17 protein-coding genes and 7 tRNA genes are annotated in these 15,967 nt (G+C 70.9%); 14 read left to right on the forward strand and 10 right to left on the reverse strand.

Going from position 1 to position 15,967, the window contains the following annotated elements:
- Positions 1–44 precede the first annotated feature (44 nt).
- The 5 genes from AC0KTA_RS31690 to AC0KTA_RS31710 all read right to left on the reverse strand — a co-directional run bounded on the left by AC0KTA_RS31690 (position 45) and on the right by AC0KTA_RS31710 (position 524).
- Positions 45–119 (reverse strand) — tRNA-Val (locus tag AC0KTA_RS31690).
- Positions 120–159: 40 nt separating this feature from the next.
- A tRNA-Val gene (locus AC0KTA_RS31695) sits at positions 160–231 on the reverse strand.
- A gap of 31 nt (positions 232–262) precedes the next feature.
- Positions 263–334, reverse strand: a tRNA-Val gene (locus AC0KTA_RS31700).
- Between the two features lies 1 nt (position 335).
- Positions 336–409: transfer RNA gene (locus AC0KTA_RS31705), tRNA-Cys, on the reverse strand.
- Between the two features lie 42 nt (positions 410–451).
- Positions 452–524, reverse strand: a tRNA-Gly gene (locus tag AC0KTA_RS31710).
- 156 nt (positions 525–680) lie between these two features.
- Here AC0KTA_RS31710 and AC0KTA_RS31715 point away from each other — a divergent pair.
- The 3 genes from AC0KTA_RS31715 (at position 681) to AC0KTA_RS31725 (ending at position 3,571) form a co-directional block, all read left to right on the forward strand.
- On the forward strand, positions 681–1,721 hold the full coding sequence (locus AC0KTA_RS31715; RefSeq protein ID WP_481051631.1) for a chorismate-binding protein: 1,041 nt from the start codon (positions 681–683) through the stop codon (positions 1,719–1,721).
- 101 nt (positions 1,722–1,822) lie between these two features.
- Positions 1,823–2,644: an aminotransferase class IV gene (locus tag AC0KTA_RS31720; RefSeq protein ID WP_481051632.1), complete on the forward strand. Its 822-nt coding sequence runs from the start codon at positions 1,823–1,825 to the stop codon at positions 2,642–2,644.
- Positions 2,645–2,746: 102 nt separating this feature from the next.
- Positions 2,747–3,571 carry a GNAT family N-acetyltransferase gene (locus AC0KTA_RS31725; RefSeq protein ID WP_481051633.1) on the forward strand — a complete coding sequence of 275 codons (825 nt, stop codon included), beginning with the start codon at positions 2,747–2,749 and terminating at the stop codon, positions 3,569–3,571.
- A 91-nt stretch (positions 3,572–3,662) separates the two neighbouring features.
- On the opposite strand, the gene AC0KTA_RS31730 is transcribed toward AC0KTA_RS31725, so the two are convergent.
- A complete protein-coding gene (locus AC0KTA_RS31730; RefSeq protein WP_481051634.1) occupies positions 3,663–4,181 on the reverse strand; it encodes a DsbA family protein in 519 nt (172 codons plus the stop codon).
- On the opposite strand from AC0KTA_RS31730, the gene AC0KTA_RS31735 reads away from it, so the two are divergent.
- From AC0KTA_RS31735 to AC0KTA_RS31745, 3 genes are all read left to right on the forward strand, one after another.
- Positions 4,180–4,350, forward strand: a complete 171-nt coding sequence (locus AC0KTA_RS31735) for a hypothetical protein (protein ID WP_481051635.1) — start codon at positions 4,180–4,182, stop codon at positions 4,348–4,350. The genes AC0KTA_RS31730 and AC0KTA_RS31735 overlap by 2 nt on opposite strands.
- A 96-nt stretch (positions 4,351–4,446) precedes the next feature.
- Positions 4,447–4,893 carry a hypothetical protein gene (locus AC0KTA_RS31740; protein ID WP_481051636.1) on the forward strand — a complete coding sequence of 149 codons (447 nt, stop codon included), beginning with the start codon at positions 4,447–4,449 and terminating at the stop codon, positions 4,891–4,893.
- 195 nt (positions 4,894–5,088) lie between these two features.
- Positions 5,089–5,280: a hypothetical protein gene (locus AC0KTA_RS31745; RefSeq protein WP_481051637.1), complete on the forward strand. Its 192-nt coding sequence runs from the start codon at positions 5,089–5,091 to the stop codon at positions 5,278–5,280.
- A 139-nt stretch (positions 5,281–5,419) separates the two neighbouring features.
- Here the strand turns inward: AC0KTA_RS31745 and AC0KTA_RS31750 are convergent, their stop codons facing one another.
- Together AC0KTA_RS31750 and AC0KTA_RS31755 are read right to left on the reverse strand one after the other, a co-directional pair.
- Positions 5,420–6,019: a CGNR zinc finger domain-containing protein gene (locus AC0KTA_RS31750; RefSeq protein ID WP_481051638.1), complete on the reverse strand. Its 600-nt coding sequence runs from the start codon at positions 6,017–6,019 to the stop codon at positions 5,420–5,422.
- A 268-nt stretch (positions 6,020–6,287) separates the two neighbouring features.
- Entirely contained in the window at positions 6,288–6,701 is a 414-nt protein-coding gene (locus AC0KTA_RS31755) for an SsgA family sporulation/cell division regulator (RefSeq protein ID WP_003959770.1), read from the reverse strand.
- A 191-nt stretch (positions 6,702–6,892) separates the two neighbouring features.
- Between AC0KTA_RS31755 and AC0KTA_RS31760 the strand changes: the two genes are divergently transcribed.
- The 4 genes from AC0KTA_RS31760 to AC0KTA_RS31775 all read left to right on the forward strand — a co-directional run bounded on the left by AC0KTA_RS31760 (position 6,893) and on the right by AC0KTA_RS31775 (position 8,340).
- Complete coding sequence (locus tag AC0KTA_RS31760; RefSeq protein ID WP_481051639.1) at positions 6,893–7,339, forward strand: TIGR02611 family protein; 447 nt, start codon at positions 6,893–6,895, stop codon at positions 7,337–7,339.
- An 84-nt stretch (positions 7,340–7,423) separates the two neighbouring features.
- A tRNA-Val gene (locus AC0KTA_RS31765) sits at positions 7,424–7,495 on the forward strand.
- 233 nt (positions 7,496–7,728) lie between these two features.
- Entirely contained in the window at positions 7,729–8,184 is a 456-nt protein-coding gene (locus tag AC0KTA_RS31770) for an SRPBCC family protein (RefSeq protein ID WP_481051640.1), read from the forward strand.
- An 84-nt stretch (positions 8,185–8,268) separates the two neighbouring features.
- A tRNA-Val gene (locus AC0KTA_RS31775) sits at positions 8,269–8,340 on the forward strand.
- Between the two features lie 95 nt (positions 8,341–8,435).
- Here AC0KTA_RS31775 and AC0KTA_RS31780 read toward each other — a convergent pair.
- Complete coding sequence (locus tag AC0KTA_RS31780; RefSeq protein WP_481051641.1) at positions 8,436–9,161, reverse strand: exonuclease domain-containing protein; 726 nt, start codon at positions 9,159–9,161, stop codon at positions 8,436–8,438.
- Positions 9,162–9,328: 167 nt separating this feature from the next.
- Between AC0KTA_RS31780 and AC0KTA_RS31785 the strand changes: the two genes are divergently transcribed.
- The 4 genes from AC0KTA_RS31785 to AC0KTA_RS31800 all read left to right on the forward strand — a co-directional run bounded on the left by AC0KTA_RS31785 (position 9,329) and on the right by AC0KTA_RS31800 (position 14,043).
- The gene (locus tag AC0KTA_RS31785) at positions 9,329–9,895 is read left to right on the forward strand and encodes a DUF4365 domain-containing protein (RefSeq protein WP_481051642.1); all 567 of its coding nucleotides are present in this window, start codon (positions 9,329–9,331) and stop codon (positions 9,893–9,895) included.
- Positions 9,892–11,121, forward strand: coding sequence for a hypothetical protein (locus AC0KTA_RS31790; RefSeq protein WP_481051643.1), 1,230 nt, complete (start codon positions 9,892–9,894; stop codon positions 11,119–11,121). The genes AC0KTA_RS31785 and AC0KTA_RS31790 overlap by 4 nt, the downstream gene beginning before the upstream one ends.
- Before the next feature lie 184 nt (positions 11,122–11,305).
- Positions 11,306–13,282, forward strand: a complete 1,977-nt coding sequence (gene thrS / locus AC0KTA_RS31795) for a threonine--tRNA ligase (RefSeq protein WP_481051644.1) — start codon at positions 11,306–11,308, stop codon at positions 13,280–13,282.
- A 197-nt stretch (positions 13,283–13,479) separates the two neighbouring features.
- On the forward strand, positions 13,480–14,043 hold the full coding sequence (locus AC0KTA_RS31800) for an HIT family protein (protein WP_481051645.1): 564 nt from the start codon (positions 13,480–13,482) through the stop codon (positions 14,041–14,043).
- 96 nt (positions 14,044–14,139) lie between these two features.
- On the opposite strand, the gene AC0KTA_RS31805 is transcribed toward AC0KTA_RS31800, so the two are convergent.
- Positions 14,140–15,795 carry a hypothetical protein gene (locus AC0KTA_RS31805; protein ID WP_481051646.1) on the reverse strand — a complete coding sequence of 552 codons (1,656 nt, stop codon included), beginning with the start codon at positions 15,793–15,795 and terminating at the stop codon, positions 14,140–14,142.
- Between the last annotated feature and the right edge of the window lie 172 nt (positions 15,796–15,967).

Raw genomic sequence — 15,967 nt, forward strand, 5'->3', positions numbered from 1 at the left:
GACGAAGCCCCCGGCCGTGGAGACGGCCGGGGGCTTCGTGGAGCTGGTGCGCGATACTGGGATTGAACCAGTGACCTCTTCCGTGTCAGGGAAGCGCTCTCCCGCTGAGCTAATCGCGCAGGTCAACCTGCAAGTGCAGCACCTGATGGGGCCGCCGCGTGCGCGATACTGGGATTGAACCAGTGACCTCTTCCGTGTCAGGGAAGCGCTCTCCCGCTGAGCTAATCGCGCGGGGAAACCTCTGATCGATCAGAGATTCCAGTGGACGATACTGGGATTGAACCAGTGACCTCTTCCGTGTCAGGGAAGCGCTCTCCCGCTGAGCTAATCGTCCTTGGAGGTGGAGACGGGATTTGAACCCGTGTAGACGGCTTTGCAGGCCGTTGCCTCGCCTCTCGGCCACTCCACCAGGAGTTACGGGGGTTCGGGAAGATCCCCCGCGGTTCCTGCGAGCGGACGACCAGGTTCGAACTGGCGACCTCAACCTTGGCAAGGTTGCGCTCTACCAACTGAGCTACGTCCGCGTGTCTTTTCCGGCCCGCTTCCGCGTCCCGGCGACGTGTTGAACTCTAGCGGATTCCCGGGCCAGTACAAAAACGCGTTTGCGCAGCGTGCTGCGCTGTCGCCTCCTCACCAGAGGCCCGGGGCACGCTCGGGACGCCGGTCATAGACTCGCTGGCGTGCACGACCTGTCTCCCATGGCACGCTTCGGCGGCCTCGTCGCGACCGACCTCCGGGACGTGACCAGCGACCCTTCCGCCCTGGACTCCGCCGGCTTCTGGGCCGTGTCCGCGGACTTCGAGGGCCGGCTGGTGTGTGCCCGCTTCGCCGCCGTGCGCGAAGAAGCCGTGCCCGCGCCGGTGCCAGGGGCCTGGCGCGGACCGGCGGCCGGTGACTGGACGTCGTCGCTCGACCGCGCCGCGTACACGGACGGCGTGCGGCGGATACGTGAACACATCGCCGCGGGCGACGTGTACCAGGCCAACCTCTGCCGGGTGCTGTCGGCGCCGGTCGCCGCCGACTCCGACGTGGACGCCCTGACGGCACTCCTCGCGCGCGGGAACCCCGCCCCGTACGCCGGAACGATCCGCCTGCCCGGACACGGCGTCGAGATAGCCACGGCGTCGCCCGAGCTGTTCCTGCGCCGGACGGGCGGCGTCGTCGAGTCGGGGCCCATCAAGGGCACCGGGCGCACCGAGGCGGACCTCCTGGAGAAGGACTACGCCGAGAACGTCATGATCGTGGACCTGGTCCGCAACGACCTGGGGCGGGTCTGCGCGACCGGCACGGTGACCGTCCCGGATCTGTGCGTCGTCGAGAAGCACCCGGGCCTCGTCCACCTCGTCTCCACCGTCCGCGGCGAACTGCGCGCCGACGCCGGCTGGCCCGGCCTGCTCGCCGCCACCTTCCCGCCCGGCTCCGTCACCGGCGCCCCCAAGTCCAGCGCGCTGCGCATCATCGATGCCTTGGAGACGGCGCCCCGCGGCCCGTACTGCGGCGGCATCGGCTGGGTCGACGCGGACCGGGGCACCGGCGAGCTGGCCGTGGGGATCCGCACGTTCTGGATCGACCGGACCGACCGGGGTGACGCCGTGCTGCGGTTCGGTACGGGGGCGGGCATCACCTGGGGCTCGGACCCCGAGGGCGAGTGGCGCGAGACGGAGCTGAAGGCCGGGCGGCTGCTGGCGGTAGCCTCGGGAACGTACGCACCAGGCGAATGATCTCGCTCGTGCTGTGCTTTTCCGGCGGACAACCCGCGGACCCCCGGCCGGGCAGACGGGCGGGACGGGGGCCGCGGACCGACATCGCAAGGTGAGACTCAGTGAAGATATGGCTCAACGGCGGCCTGCATGACCTCGATTCCGCTCGCGTCTCCGTGTTCGACCACGGACTGACCGTCGGCGACGGCATCTTCGAGACCGTGAAGGCAGTCGCAGGGCGGCCGTTCGCGCTGACCCGCCACCTGGACCGCCTGGCCCGCTCGGCCCGCGGTCTCGGCCTGCCCGAGCCGGATCTCGACGAGGTGCGCCGCGCCTGCGCCGCCGTGATCGACGCCAACCCGATGGAGCTGGGGCGGCTGCGCATCACGTACACCGGGGGCCTCTCGCCGCTCGGTTCCGACCGCGGCGATCAGGGCCCCACCCTCGTCGTCGCCCTCGGCGAGACCACGCGACGGCCCGACTCCACCGCCGTGATCACCGTCCCCTGGACCCGCAACGAGCGCGGCGCGCTGACCGGCCTGAAGACCACCTCGTACGCCGAAAACGTCGTCGCCCTTGCGCGCGCCACCGAACAGGGCGCTACGGAGGCGCTGTTCGCCAATACGGTGGGGCAGCTCTGCGAGGGCACCGGATCGAACGTCTTCGTGGTCCTCGACGGCGAGATCCACACGCCGCCGGTCTCCTCCGGCTGCCTGGCGGGCATCACGCGCGCGCTGGCCGTCGAGTGGACCGGCGCGCACGAGACCGACCTGCCCCTGGACGTGCTCGACCGCGCCGACGACGTCTTCCTCACCTCGACGCTGCGCGACGTGCAGGCCGTGCACCGCGTCGACGACCGCCGGCTTCCGGGCGCCCCGGGCCCCGTGACGGCCAAGGCGATGCGGGTCTTCGAAGAGCGCGCGGGGGACGACCTCGATCCTTAGGGATCGGCCGAAAGGCCAGGGCGGGCTCCCGGACGGTTCGGGGAGCGCGGGGAGTGCAAAAGCGGATGACGCGGGGGGCGCCCAGTGGGTACAACTCCCGTGATGACCACGACCCTGCGGCCTTCCGGGCCGCTCCACGAGAGCACCGAGGGCGCCAAGTCGCGCGACTACGACGTCTGCGTGAACAGCCGCCCCGTGGGCCGGATCAAGCTGGCCACCCATGCCGTCTTCGGCCCCCGCGTCGCCGAGATCCTGGACCTGCGCATCGACGCCCCCGACCGTCGTCGGGGCCGCGCGACCGTGGCCGCGCTGGCCGCCGAGGAGGTGGCGCGCGGCTGGGGCTGCACCCGGATCGAGGCGGCCGTGCCCGCGGCCGCCCCCGGGGTGCTGCCCCTGGCCACGGCGCTCGGCTACGTGGAGCGCAACCGCCGGATGTCCAAGCCGCTTCCGCTGCGCCCGCCCGAGCTGCCGGGGGACGTGCGGGCGCGGGCGATGACGGACGAGGAGTACGCGGAGTGGGCCGCCCGCTCCAGGGACGTCTACGCCCAGGACTGGATCGACCGCGGCGTGCCGGCGGCGGAGGCATACGCCAAGGTCGATGCGGATCAGCGCAATTCGCTGGCCGACGGCCTGGCGACGCCCGGCGCCCGATTCAGCGTGCTGGTCCAGGACGCCGAGGTCGTCGGCATCCTGTGGGTCGCGGAACGTCGCGGCGAGTGCTTCGTGTACGACATCGAGGTCCGTGAGGAGCACCGCGGCAGGGGACACGGCCGCAGCCTGATGCTCCACGCCGAGGGCCAGTGCCTCGAGGCCGGCAAGGACCGCATCGGCCTGAACGTCTTCGCGGGGAACACACCGGCTCTGCGGCTGTACGAGTCGCTGGGCTATGAGGCGAGTACGTACTACTTGTACAAGCAGTTGCTGTAGTTACGTGTACTTACGTGTATTGCCTGTACTTACGCGTATTGCGTGTCCTTACGCGCGCAAGCAGTTGCTCCGGCCCGCGCCGCCGTCGGCCTCAGCCCGCGAGGGCGCGGTCGGCGATCTCCTCGACGCGCTCGCGCAGGCCGTCCTGGGTCTTGCCGCCGTCGAGGCGCTCCCCGTCGACGACGTACGTGGGTGTCCCGGTGACCCCGATCGCCTTGCCCTCGGCCTGGTCGGCGTCGACGATCAGGATGTGCCGGCCGTCCACCAGGGCGGTGTCGAACTCCTCGGCGTCCAGGCCGAGTTCGCCCGCCACCTCGACCAGGAAGGGTTCGCCCTTACGGTCCAGCTCCTCGACCCGGCCCAGGATCGCCTCGACGTACTCCCAGCCCTTGCCCTGCACGAGGGCCTCCTCCGCGGCCTGCGCGGCGGCGAAGGAGTGCTTGTGCTTCTCGAGGGGGAAGTGGCGAAGGCGCAGCTCGGCCCGGTCGCCGTAGCGGGCGCGCAGGGCGCGCACGTCGTCCAGGGCGGTGCGGCAGTCCGGGCACTGCAGTTCGCACCAGACGTCGATGACGAGGGGGACGGCGGGGCCCGCGGGGGAGGAGTCGCTCATGCGCACAGTCTCCCAGCCGCCGGACGCGGACCCCAACCGGGACCGGCGGCGCACGCTGGCCGGGACCTGCGGCGCACCCCGGCCTGGATCGGCGGCGCACCCCCAGCCGGGGTCGGTGGCGCGGCCGACCGGCACCTGGGGAGGAGCCGTGACCCGGATATCTCCCTGATGTGTTCTACGGCCGTGGCTTCTGGGACCCCACCCGGTGCAGGATGGAAGGGACACATGCGACACCGCACCGCGCCCGCACGCCTGGAGGACCGGGATGATTGCCGAGACCATCTGCTCTGCCGTAGCCGCGGCCGGCCTTGGCATCGCGGCCGTGACGGCATATCGCAAGCGCTTCCTCGCCGCGGCGCGCCTCGCCGCGTATGCGCTGGTCCCCATAGGACTGGTCATGACGGGGGCGGTGGAGTGGGCCGCCGAGACGGCCTTCAGCCCGGTGGCCTGGGCGGGCTTCGGCGTGCTCGGCGCGGCCTGGCTGCTGTTCCTGGCGACCCGCGCGGTGGAGCGCCGCTCCGGCGGCACCCGCAAGGAGCGCCGCGCCGCGGCGAAGGCCGCCCAGCGTGACGCCGTCGCCCCCGCCGCGTCCGCCCCCTCCCTGGGCCCGGCCACGCGCCCCCAGGCCACCCCGGCCGCCAAGCAGAAGAAGGCCGCGCCGGCGGAGGACTTCAGCGACATCGAGGCCATCCTGAAGAAGCACGGCATCTGACGCCCGCGGGGCGTCGCCCCGGCGCTCCGGGGCACGTCGTCCCGCATTCCGAGATCACGTTCGAGCGTATCGGCGGACACCGTTCGCAGGTGCGCCGCGCGGGGCCCGCCAAGGTCACGGAATGCGGCGAACTCCCGCGCGGACCGTGCGTGTTGGTACGTGGGGGTCTCCGCCCTGCGTCATCATCACCGCGAGATGCTTGACACCACCCCACAGAGCGACCCCGCCCCGCCGGATGAGCGGGGCACCGCCGCCGCCGAGCGCGGAACCGCCGACGAACCGCGAGGCTGCCTCTTCGCGCTCTCGCAGCCACCGCTGATGATCTTTCTGGCGGTGATCGGCAGCCTGCTCCTCATGGCGTCGCTGCACGATCTGCTGCTGCTCTAGCCGTCGGCCGACCGCCGTTGCTCCCGTCGCCGCTCCCGTCGGCCGCCCCTGCTCCAGCCGCCGCTCCCGTGGGCGGAGACGACGCGCCAGTCGCTGCTCCCGTAGGCCGAGACGCAGCTCCAGTCGCCGCTCCCGTCGGCTAGACGACCTTCTGCCCCTCCAGGTCCTGTTCAAGGCCCGCGGCCTCCCTGCGACGGGCCCGGTAGGCGGCGACGTGCAGGCGGTTCCCGCAGGTGCGGCTGTCGCAGTAGCGGCGCGAGCGGTTGCGGGACAGGTCGATGAAGGCCCGCCGGCAGTCCGGCGCCTCGCACCGGCGCAGCCGCTCCTGCTCGCCCGCGACGACGAAGAAGGCGAGCGCCATCCCGCAGTCGGCCGCCAGATGGTCGGCGACGGAGGCGCCGGGTGCGAAGTAGTGCACGTGCCAGTCGTAGCCGTCGTGGTCGGTCAGCCGCGGAGTGGTGCCCGCCGCCGCGATCAGCTCGTTGATCAGGGCCGCCGCCACATGCGGCTCCTTGGCGGCGAAGACCTCGGCGAACCGGCCGCGGATGCGGAGCACGCCCGCCAGATCCCGCTCCGTGAGCACGCCGACGTCGCTGATCGCATGGCTCTCCACGAACTCGCTCAGAGCCGCCACGTCCGCGAGCCCTTCGACGTTGTCGCCGCTCTCTTCGTCCGGCGCGGAGTTCACCAGATCGACCACGGCTTCGAGCGCACACCGGGTGTCGTGGGTGATCAGCACGATTCGCTCCCTGGCCTGGGGGTCGGGCCGGCGCCCGCCCGATGCTGGCCGATGCTAGCGGCTCACGCCGCGCGCGCCACGGCGCCGGTGCCGCGGATTTCCGCGACACCGGCGCCGGTGCCTGCTGCCTGCCGTTGTGTCGTTGTGCGTCGGCGGCCTTCGGTGGCCGCCGACGTCCTGGTCGGTCCCTGTCGTCGCTCGTCGTGGGTGTGCCCGCGCCGTCTCCCCGAGTCGGACGGCGCCCCGCGGCTCCCGGACCGTGACCGGTCTAGCTTTCGGCCAAAATGTGCGACAGCTCCGTGTCGAGATCGAAGTGACGATGTTCGGTGCCGGGCGGCACGGCCGCGTCGGTACGCTTCAGAAACGATTCCAGGGCCCGCGCCGGGGCCTCGAGCAGAGCCTCACCCTCCGGGGAGCTCAGGGCGATGCAGACGACGCCCTGACCGTGGCTGCGGGACGGCCAGACGCGGACGTCGCCGGTGCCGGTGGGCCGGTGCAGACCCTCTGCGAGGAGGTCGCGGGCGAACACCCACTCGACGGTCTCCTCGGCTCCGGTGTGGAAGGTGGCGTGCACGGCATAGGGATCGGCCGTGTCATACCGCAGTCCTGCGGGTACAGGCAGTGAGGACTCGCTCGACACAACGAGGCGCAGGTGCAGCTCGCAGCTGACCGTGGTGTTCATAAGCGCCAGGGCCTTTCGCTCAGTGTGCGCTCGGGGATTCGCACGTCGGCGAAATCGACATGCCACCTACGGTGCCGTTGTAAACCCCTCTGGGAGTTTTGGGTGTCTTTAGGTGGCCCGTATGGCGGCTTGTCCGTTTCGTTCGTACGGCCATTCCGGTGACGGGTTTCCGTCCGGTAAGGTTTGGCTGCATGAATACGGGGAGTGACGAGTCGAAGATGGCCGCCGCCGTCGACGACGTGGCGGAGCAGGTCAAAGCCGAAAAGCCCTTCGGATCCCGGGCGCCGGAGTTCATCAAGGCCCGCCGGACGCTGCACCTGAGCTGGCAGGTCGGCGTGTTCATCGTGGGCCTGGCCGTGGTGATCGCGGGCATCATCATGCTGCCCCTGCCGGGACCGGGCTGGGTGGTGATCTTCGGCGGCATGGCGATCTGGGCGACGGAGTTCGTCTGGGCGCAGCTCGTGCTCCGCTGGACGAAGCGGAAGGTCACCGAGGCCGCGCAGCGTGCCCTCGACCCACGGGTGCGCCGCCGCAACATCATCCTCACGAGCATCGCCCTGGTGATCGTCGCGGCCCTCGGCGGGATCTATCTGTGGAAGTTCGGCATCCAGATGCCCTGGAAGATCAACGATCAGTGAGGCGGGCTCCGTCGGGGTGGTCGCCGCCCCGGTCGGGGTGGTCGGGGGCACCCTCTGACATGGGGTAATGTTCTCTGTGCGCCCGGGCGATTAGCTCAGTGGGAGAGCGCTTCGTTCACACCGAAGAGGTCACTGGTTCGAACCCAGTATCGCCCACCCGGGATTGTGGCCCGGAGGCTGGAAACAGCCTCCGGGCCACTGTCGTATCCGGAACCCGCGCGGCCGTGGCCGGCGTATGCGGCAGCTGTATGTGACGGTCTTTCATGGAAATTCGCCCCTGCGCGGGCCCTTCCGGAATAACTCGTTCCTATTTCCGCGAGTTGACGATCCGTCCGTTCTGCCGCGGTCGTTCTCTCGCGCGGATATCCGCGCGGCGGCAGACTGGGACCATGGACTGGTGCCATTACCGCTTCCGGAGCGTGTGGAATCTGCGCGCCGCCCCCGAGGCGGTGTACGCCGTCCTCGAGCAGGCCCAGGACTACCCGCGGTGGTGGCCCCAGGTGCGCGCCGTGACCCCCCTCGGCGAGCAGAGCGGCACCGCGCGGCTGCGGTCGCTGCTCCCGTACGACCTCTGGATCACGGCCGAGGAGATCCGTCACGACCCGGATCGCGGCATCCTGGAGATCGCCATGACCGGGGACCTCGAAGGCTGGGCGCGCTGGACCCTGACGGCCGCCGAGGGCGGCACCCTGGTGCGCTACGACCAGGAGGTTGACGTCCGCAAACCCCTGATGCGGCGCCTCGCGGTGCCCGGCCGGCCGCTGTTCCTCCTCAACCACGCCCTGATGATGCGGGCGGGGCGGCGGGGGTTGGTGTCCCACCTGATTGAAAGGGGCCGCGCGTAGCGCGTCGGTGAGGGGCGGTGGTCGGGTGACGGGTGGGCGGTTTGAACGAAGGGCGCCGCGACCTGTATTGTTCAGTGCGTTCCCGGGCGATTAGCTCAGTGGGAGAGCGCTTCGTTCACACCGAAGAGGTCACTGGTTCGAACCCAGTATCGCCCACCGGGAGAATGCCGGTCCGTCGTCGACGGACCGGTTTTTTCATGCCCGCCGCACCCGTGGCGTGCTGCCCGCCCCGGCGGGCCGCGCGGCAACGCTCAGGCGGCCGCGGGCAGTTCGGGACGCAGCGGCCAGGCCGGATCGACCGCCTCCGGCGCACCGCTCCGCGCGAACCACGCCTGGAGCCCGCGCGCCTGGGCCGCGTGCCACACCGCCTGCAACGTGTGCAGCTCGGCGGCGGACAGGCGCTCCAGGCGGGCGGAGAAGCGGCGCCCCACCGCGCGTACGACATCGAGCGCCGCCTGGGCGTCGGCCGCCGCGTCATGGGCGCCCGCCAGCTCCACGCCGTAGTGCTCGCACAGGTCGGACAGGGTGCGGCGGCCTTTGCGGTAGCGGTCGAACTGCCGGTCGAGGACGCGCGGGTCCAGGACGCACAGCGGATAGCTCTCCAGATAGCGCGCGAGCGACGAGGCTCGGTGCCTGCGCAACTCCCGGTCGAAGAGCGTCAGATCGAAGGGCGCGTTCATCACCACCAGGGGCCGCCCCGCGGCGCCCTGCTCCGCCAGCTCGCGCCCTATCTCCTCCATCACTGGAGCCGGCCAGCGGCCGTTGCGCTCCAGATGCTCCTGGGTGAGTCCGTGCACCGCGGTGGCGGCCGCGGGGACCGGAACGCCCGGATTCACCAGCCAGCGGGTGACGCGGGGCCGGGCCCCCGCGCCGTTCTGGACGACGACGGCGGCCGACACGATCCGGTCGGTCTCGACGTCGACACCCGTGGTCTCCGTGTCGAATGCTGCCAATGGCCCCTCGTACCAGCACGTCATCCTGACGCAACTCCTCGTTCAGCTCCGGCAGTTGACCTGCGTAACTGCCCACGCTGGTGATACCCGGGCCGTTTGCGCCGAACCCGGCACGGAGACAACACAGGTACGAGGCACGGACATCGACCGGCCCGAGCGGGGAAACCCCTGGTTCGGAAGGCTAGTTGGACATGGCGCTCGCGCGGCCCGAACAGGGTGGGCTGCTGCCCGAGCGGATCGCACCGCCGCGCGGCACACTCGCCACCACCGCCTGCATGGAGACCCTTCAGGTGGGCTATCTGCACGCCGTGGCCGCCGCGGCGGGGTGCTCGCTCTCGCAGCCCTTTCCGGACAACGGCATCGACTGGCACGTCAGCCACAGCGCCCCCGGGCACACGGTCGACGACGAAGTCACCATCAAGGTGCAGCTCAAGTGCACGTACCAGATCCCTCCCCGGCCGGCGGGGCCCGCCTTCTCCTTCACCCTGGACAACGCGCACCTGGAGAAGCTCGCCCGCACGCCGGTGTCGGTGCACAAGATCCTGGTGGTGATGATCGTGCCCCGCTCGCAGGACGACTGGCTGCGCGCCGGTCACGACCGGCTCGACCTGCGGCACTGCTGCTACTGGACCAACCTCGCCGGACACCCCGTGTCGGGCAGGCGAAGGACCACCGTCCGCGTACCGACCTCGCGGATCTTCGACGACCGGGCGCTCTGCGAGATCATGACGCGCGTCGGGACGGGAGGGAAACCGTGATGCACCGCCCGATCGGCGAACCCGTGCCACCACATGGCCCGCGCCCCCACCCCGTCGACGCCCCCGGCCTGTGGTCCGACCCGCCCGAGCCCGCCCAGGTCGACCCCGCCGTCCTCGGCGCCCTGCTCGACCGGCACGGCTGGCGGCGCCGCGGCGGCGCCGCGGGACGCTACTCCCGCTGGACCCCGCCGGGACCCGGCCACGCCGGGACCAGCCTGCTCGTGCCGGAGAGCCGCGCCTTCCCCGACTGGGAGGACCTCATCGGCGAGGCCCTGACCGCGCTGGCCCGCAGCTCCACGCCGTCCGCCCGCGAAGTGCTCGTCTCGCTGGCCGTACCCAGCGACGAGATCCGCTGGTGGCGCGACGTGCCGAGCGGCCCGGCCGGCGCCGCCGCCTGGACGGTCGAGGAGCAACTGCGCGCCGCCGCACGCCAGATGCTGCTCGCGGGCGCGCTCGCCGCCCGCGCACGGGCCGGGTACTACGGCGCGCGGCACCGCCGCCCGGCGGCCGCCTCGCTGGAGAGCATCCTGGTGGGGCCCGCCCCCGGCGGGCGGCGGCTGACCGCCTTCGTGCCCGTGCCGGCCGGGCGGCCGCTCGCCGTGCGGCTGCACCAGGCGCTGTACGCCGCCCGCGAGGCCGTCGACTACCAGCGGGCCACCGGCGGCATGGACGCCTTCGACGGCGCCGTCGGCGCGGGCGTCAGCCACGAGCTGATCGAGGCCGTCGTCGCCCTCGTCCGCGGCACCGAGGGCGCCCGTGTCGGCGTGCGGTGGTCGCCCGCCGACGGCGTGCCCGAGGGCTGCGCCGCGGCCGCGGAGCCCGTCGAGTTCTCGCCCGGCGACCTGCCCGTGCTGCGCGAGGCCAGCGCCCGCTATCTGCGCGAGGAGCCGTCGGTGCCGGTGCGGATCACCGGGACCGTGGTGCGCATGCGGCGCTCGGCGCCGCGCGGGGCGGGCACGGTGCGGGTGCGGGTGCTCGCGGGCGCGGAGATCCCGCACGTACGGATGTCCCTGGACGAGGAGGACTACCGCATCGCGGGGCACGCGCATCTGGTCGGCCTGCCGATCCGCGTGCACGGGCGGCTGGAGAGCCGGGGCGGCTTCCGCAGGCTCACCGAGGCGGCGAAGGTGGTGCCGGTGCAGGTCGACGACGCCGAGCGGGACCGCCTGATGAAGTCGCTCCACGAGAATCTGGACTTCTTCGAGGAGGCGTGCAGCGGGGACTGACGCCCGCGGGGGCGGCGGGGGTGAGGCCGCGGGATCGGGCGGCGGGGGGCCGCCCGGGCCCGGGGCCAGGGATAACCGTTTCGCTATGGGACCCCATGGCTCGGTACGATTCGTTGCGCGTGCAGGAGCAGATCTGCCGCAGCCCCCTCAGTCAGGGCGGCCCCCCTTCAGGCAGGAGAGACCGGTGTCAGACGTCCGTGTGATCATCCAACGCGATTCCGAGCGGGAAGAGCGCGTGGTGACCACGGGCACCACGGCCGCCGAACTGTTCGACGGCGAGCGCACCGTCGTCGCGGCCCGGGTGGGCGGCGAGCTGAAGGACCTGGCGTACGCGGTCGCCGACGGCGAGGTCGTCGAGCCCGTCGAGATCTCCTCCGAGGACGGCCTGAACATCCTGCGGCACTCCACCGCACACGTGATGGCGCAGGCCGTGCAGGAGCTGCACCCTGAGGCCAAGCTCGGTATCGGCCCGCCGGTCCGGGACGGGTTCTACTACGACTTCGACGTCGAGAAGCCGTTCACGCCCGAGGACCTCAAGGCCGTCGAGAAGAAGATGCAGGAGATCCAGAAGCGCGGACAGCGCTTCTCGCGCCGCGTCGTGACCGACGAGGCCGCCCGCGAAGAGCTGGCCGACGAGCCGTACAAGCTGGAGCTCATCGGGATCAAGGGTTCCGCGTCGAGCGACGACGGCGCCGACGTCGAGGTCGGCGCCGGCGAGCTGACCATCTACGACAACCTCGACGCCAAGACCGGTGAGCTGTGCTGGAAGGACCTCTGCCGGGGTCCGCACCTGCCCACCACCCGGAACATTCCGGCGTTCAAGCTGATGCGCACCGGCGGCGCGTACTGGCGCGGCAGCGAGAAGAACCCGATGCTCCAGCGGATCTACGGCACCGCGTGGCCGTCCAAGGCCGAGCTCAAGGAGCACCTGGAGTTCCTCGCCGAGGCCGAGAAGCGCGACCACCGCAAGCTCGGCAACGAGCTGGACCTCTTCTCCATCCCCGAGGAGATCGGCTCCGGCCTCGCGGTCTTCCACCCCAAGGGCGGCGTCGTCCGCCGGGTCATGGAGGACTACTCCCGCAAGCGGCACGAGGAAGAGGGCTACGAGTTCGTCTACTCGCCGCACGCCACCAAGGGCAAGCTCTTCGAGAAGTCGGGCCACCTGGACTGGTACGCCGACGGCATGTACCCGCCCATGCAGCTCGACGAGGGCGTGGACTACTACCTCAAGCCCATGAACTGCCCGATGCACAACCTGATCTTCGACGCGCGCGGGCGTTCGTACCGTGAACTGCCGCTGCGCCTCTTCGAGTTCGGGACCGTGTACCGGTACGAGAAGTCGGGTGTGGTGCACGGTCTGACCCGTGCCCGCGGATTCACCCAGGACGACGCGCACATCTACTGCACCAAGGAGCAGATGGCGGACGAGCTCGACAAGACGCTCACCTTCGTCCTGAACCTGCTGCGCGACTACGGCCTGACCGACTTCTACCTGGAGCTGTCCACCAAGGACCCGGAGAAGTTCGTCGGCTCGGACGAGATCTGGGAGGAGGCCACCGCGACGCTCCAGGAGGTGGCTGAGAAGCAGGGTCTCCCGCTCGTTCCGGACCCGGGCGGCGCTGCCTTCTACGGGCCGAAGATCTCCGTGCAGTGCAAGGACGCCATCGGCCGTACCTGGCAGATGTCGACCGTGCAGCTTGACTTCAACCTGCCGGAGCGCTTCGACCTGGAGTACACCGGCCCCGACGGCACCAAGCACCGCCCGGTCATGATCCACCGCGCGCTCTTCGGGTCGATCGAGCGCTTCTTCGCGGTGCTCCTGGAGCACTACGCAGGCGCCTTCCCGGCGTGGCTGGCGCCGGTGCAGGCGGTCGGCATCCCGATCGGCGACGCGCACGTCGAGTACCTCCAGGAGTTCGCTGCGAAGGCGAAGAAGCACGGGCTGCGGGTGGACGTCGACTCGTCCTCGGACCGGATGCAGAAGAAGATCCGCAATGCCCAGAAGCAGAAGGTGCCCTTCATGGTCATCGCGGGCGACGAGGACATGGAGCACGGCGCCGTGTCCTTCCGCTACCGCGACGGCTCGCAGGAGAACGGCATTCCGGTCGACGACGCCATCGCGAAGATCGTGAAGGTGGTCGAGGAGCGCGTCCAGGTCTGACGGACGCGTCCAGGTGCGGCGTACGCGTCGCAGATGCGGCGCACGCGTCCAGGTGTTGCGTACGCCGCCGTGACGCTTCAGCGCGGCCCCCGGGGTGAGAACCCCGGGGGCCGACGCATGCTGTCACCGCTGGTGACGGACGGCGAGTCCCAGCCGGGGCCCCGCCCCGGCGGCACGCTCCGAACGGGCGAAGTCATATGCTGCACAACATGACGATTGAGCCGGAGCAGCAGATCGGAGTGGGGACGCAGGACGCGTTCCAGCGCCTGTGGACGCCCCACCGGATGGCGTACATCCAGGGCGAGAACAAGCCCACCGGTCCGGGGGCGGACGACGGCTGCCCCTTCTGCACCATCCCGGCCAAATCCGACGAGGACGGGCTGGTCGTGGCGCGCGGCGAACAGGCCTACGTGGTGCTCAACCTCTACCCGTACAACGGCGGGCACCTCATGGTCGTGCCCTACCGTCACGTCGCCGACTACACACAGCTGACCGCGGCGGAGACCCTGGAGCTCGGCGAGCTGACCAAGCAGGCGATGACGGCGCTGCGCGCCGCGTCGGGAGCGCACGGCTTCAACATCGGCATGAACCAGGGCACCGTGGCCGGCGCGGGCATCGCCGCGCATCTGCACCAGCACATCGTGCCGCGATGGGGCGGCGACACGAACTTCATGCCGGTCGTCGGCCACACCAAGGTGCTGCCCCAACTGCTCGCCGACACCCGCAAGATGCTCGCGGAGGCCTGGCCGACGACGGCCTAGTCAGGCCCCCTGCTCTGCTCCCCTGAGCCAGGCCCCCTGCTCCCTGAGCCGAGCCCCCTTGCTCCCTGCCCACCGGGCCGCTACGTGTTGTAGCCGCTACGTGTTGTACACGTCCGCCTGGCGCGGCATCGGGTCCTGGATCGCGCCGCTGAGGAACCCGGCGCGGGCGCCGAAGCGGTCGGTGTTCACGCCGTTCTCCTCGAGGACCTTCAGGGCCGCCGAGTGCACGACCCGCAGCACCGGTGTGGCCGCGCGCAGCGCGTCGTCGGCCATGAAGCGGTGCCGCCACGGCTTGTCCGCCCAGGCATGCCGCAGACCGAAGGGCTCGGGCAGGACCAGCTTGCCGCCCAGGTAGTCCAGCATCGGCGGATACCAGGTGAAGGGGGCGCGGACCGCGAGGCGCACCACCTCCTGGGCGTCGACGAGCGGGAGCTGCTGCGTCTTGGTCTCCCAGAACTTGACGGTCTTGCTGACCGTCTTCGTCTTGGGCGAGGGCTTGCTGGTGAACAGCGAGTGCACCGGGCCGAGGGCGTGGCCGGTGACCTCGATGCGCAGCGTCTCGTGCAGCACCGTGACGGTGATCAGCATCGTGATCACCAACTGGCCGTCCCAGAGCGTGAACTGAACGCCCAGGTAGTGCCGGTCGCCGCTGCCGAACTGCTGCTCGTTGCAGATGCGCTGTATCTCGTGGCCCTTGATCTGGAAGGCGTCGACGTCCGTGCCGGACGGGCGGGACACCGACCCCGCGTTCTCACCGATGGGCGTGACGATCCAGTGCCTTATCGACGGCTTGGGGAAGCCGCCGGTGTGCAGCGGGCCGCGCTCCAGCATGCGGAGCTGGTCGTGCACCGCGCGCACGACGTCCCAGCTGCGGAACGGGTTGATCTCCTTGTCCTCGTCGCGGGGGACGAGCTCCTCGGCCAGCTGCCAGCTGCCCCAGCGGGTGCCCATGCCCAGTATCCCCTTGGGGCCCGCGTAGAAGACGCTGTTGGACTGCTGCTCCGCGGAGAGCCGCGCGAGGCCCTGGCGCAGCCGCTCCGCCGCCGTCTCGCCGGGGCTGCCGGGAACCGCCTCGGGGATCTTCGCGCCGACGCCGCCGCCGGCGAGCAGACCGCTCCAGCGCTCCCGCAGGTCCTTGGCGGTGCCTTCGGCTATGTGCTTGGCCCAGAACCAGCCGAGCACGGGCACGACGGGGCAGAGCCGCAGATACCAGGCCCAGAAGCCGCCGAAGGGCAGCTTGATCAACAGCACCACCACGACCACGCCGACGGCCACGAGGACCGCGGTGGCGACCGCCTGGGTGCGCTTGTCCCCCTGCTTGGAGATCCACTTGCGGGCCGTGAAGACCAGGAGCCAGGCCAGCAGGCCGGGCAGGAAGAGCAGCCCGCACAGGGCCGTCACCGCCGTGAGCCAGCTGTCGCGCTGCCTGCGGATGCGGTTGGCCGCGAGGCAGTGCTCGACGACCGCCTGTGGTTCCGTGCCGAAAGACTGGATGAGCGGCGAACGGGCGCCGCCGAGCATCCGCACCTGCACGGTCCGGGAGAAGGCCTCGCCCAGGCTGGGCTTGCACAGCGACCACAGGCCGGGCTTCACCACGGACTTGTGCCAGTCGCTGTTGGCCTTGAGGATGTCGTCGACCTCGCCGTCGCGATACGCCGCCGACGCCAGGGCATGCGTCGCCGCCGTCTGTCCCGCGGCGCCCGACAAGGGGACCTGCGCCCCGGGCCTGAAGTCGAATACGTCGTCCGCCACCTGCCGCCCCCCACGCCGCACCGCCCCTGGCGCCGCGGCTCTTTCCGACTGCGTTGTTCCCGAATGCCGACCGTGCTGTTTCCCGAAATTCCCGACCGCGTGGCCCGGCACACCTGGTGACCTGGCCGGTACGGCTGTTGATCAGGTCATCAGCGTATCGGTGCGCACTGAC

The organism is Streptomyces sp. Y309 (assembly GCF_056712025.1).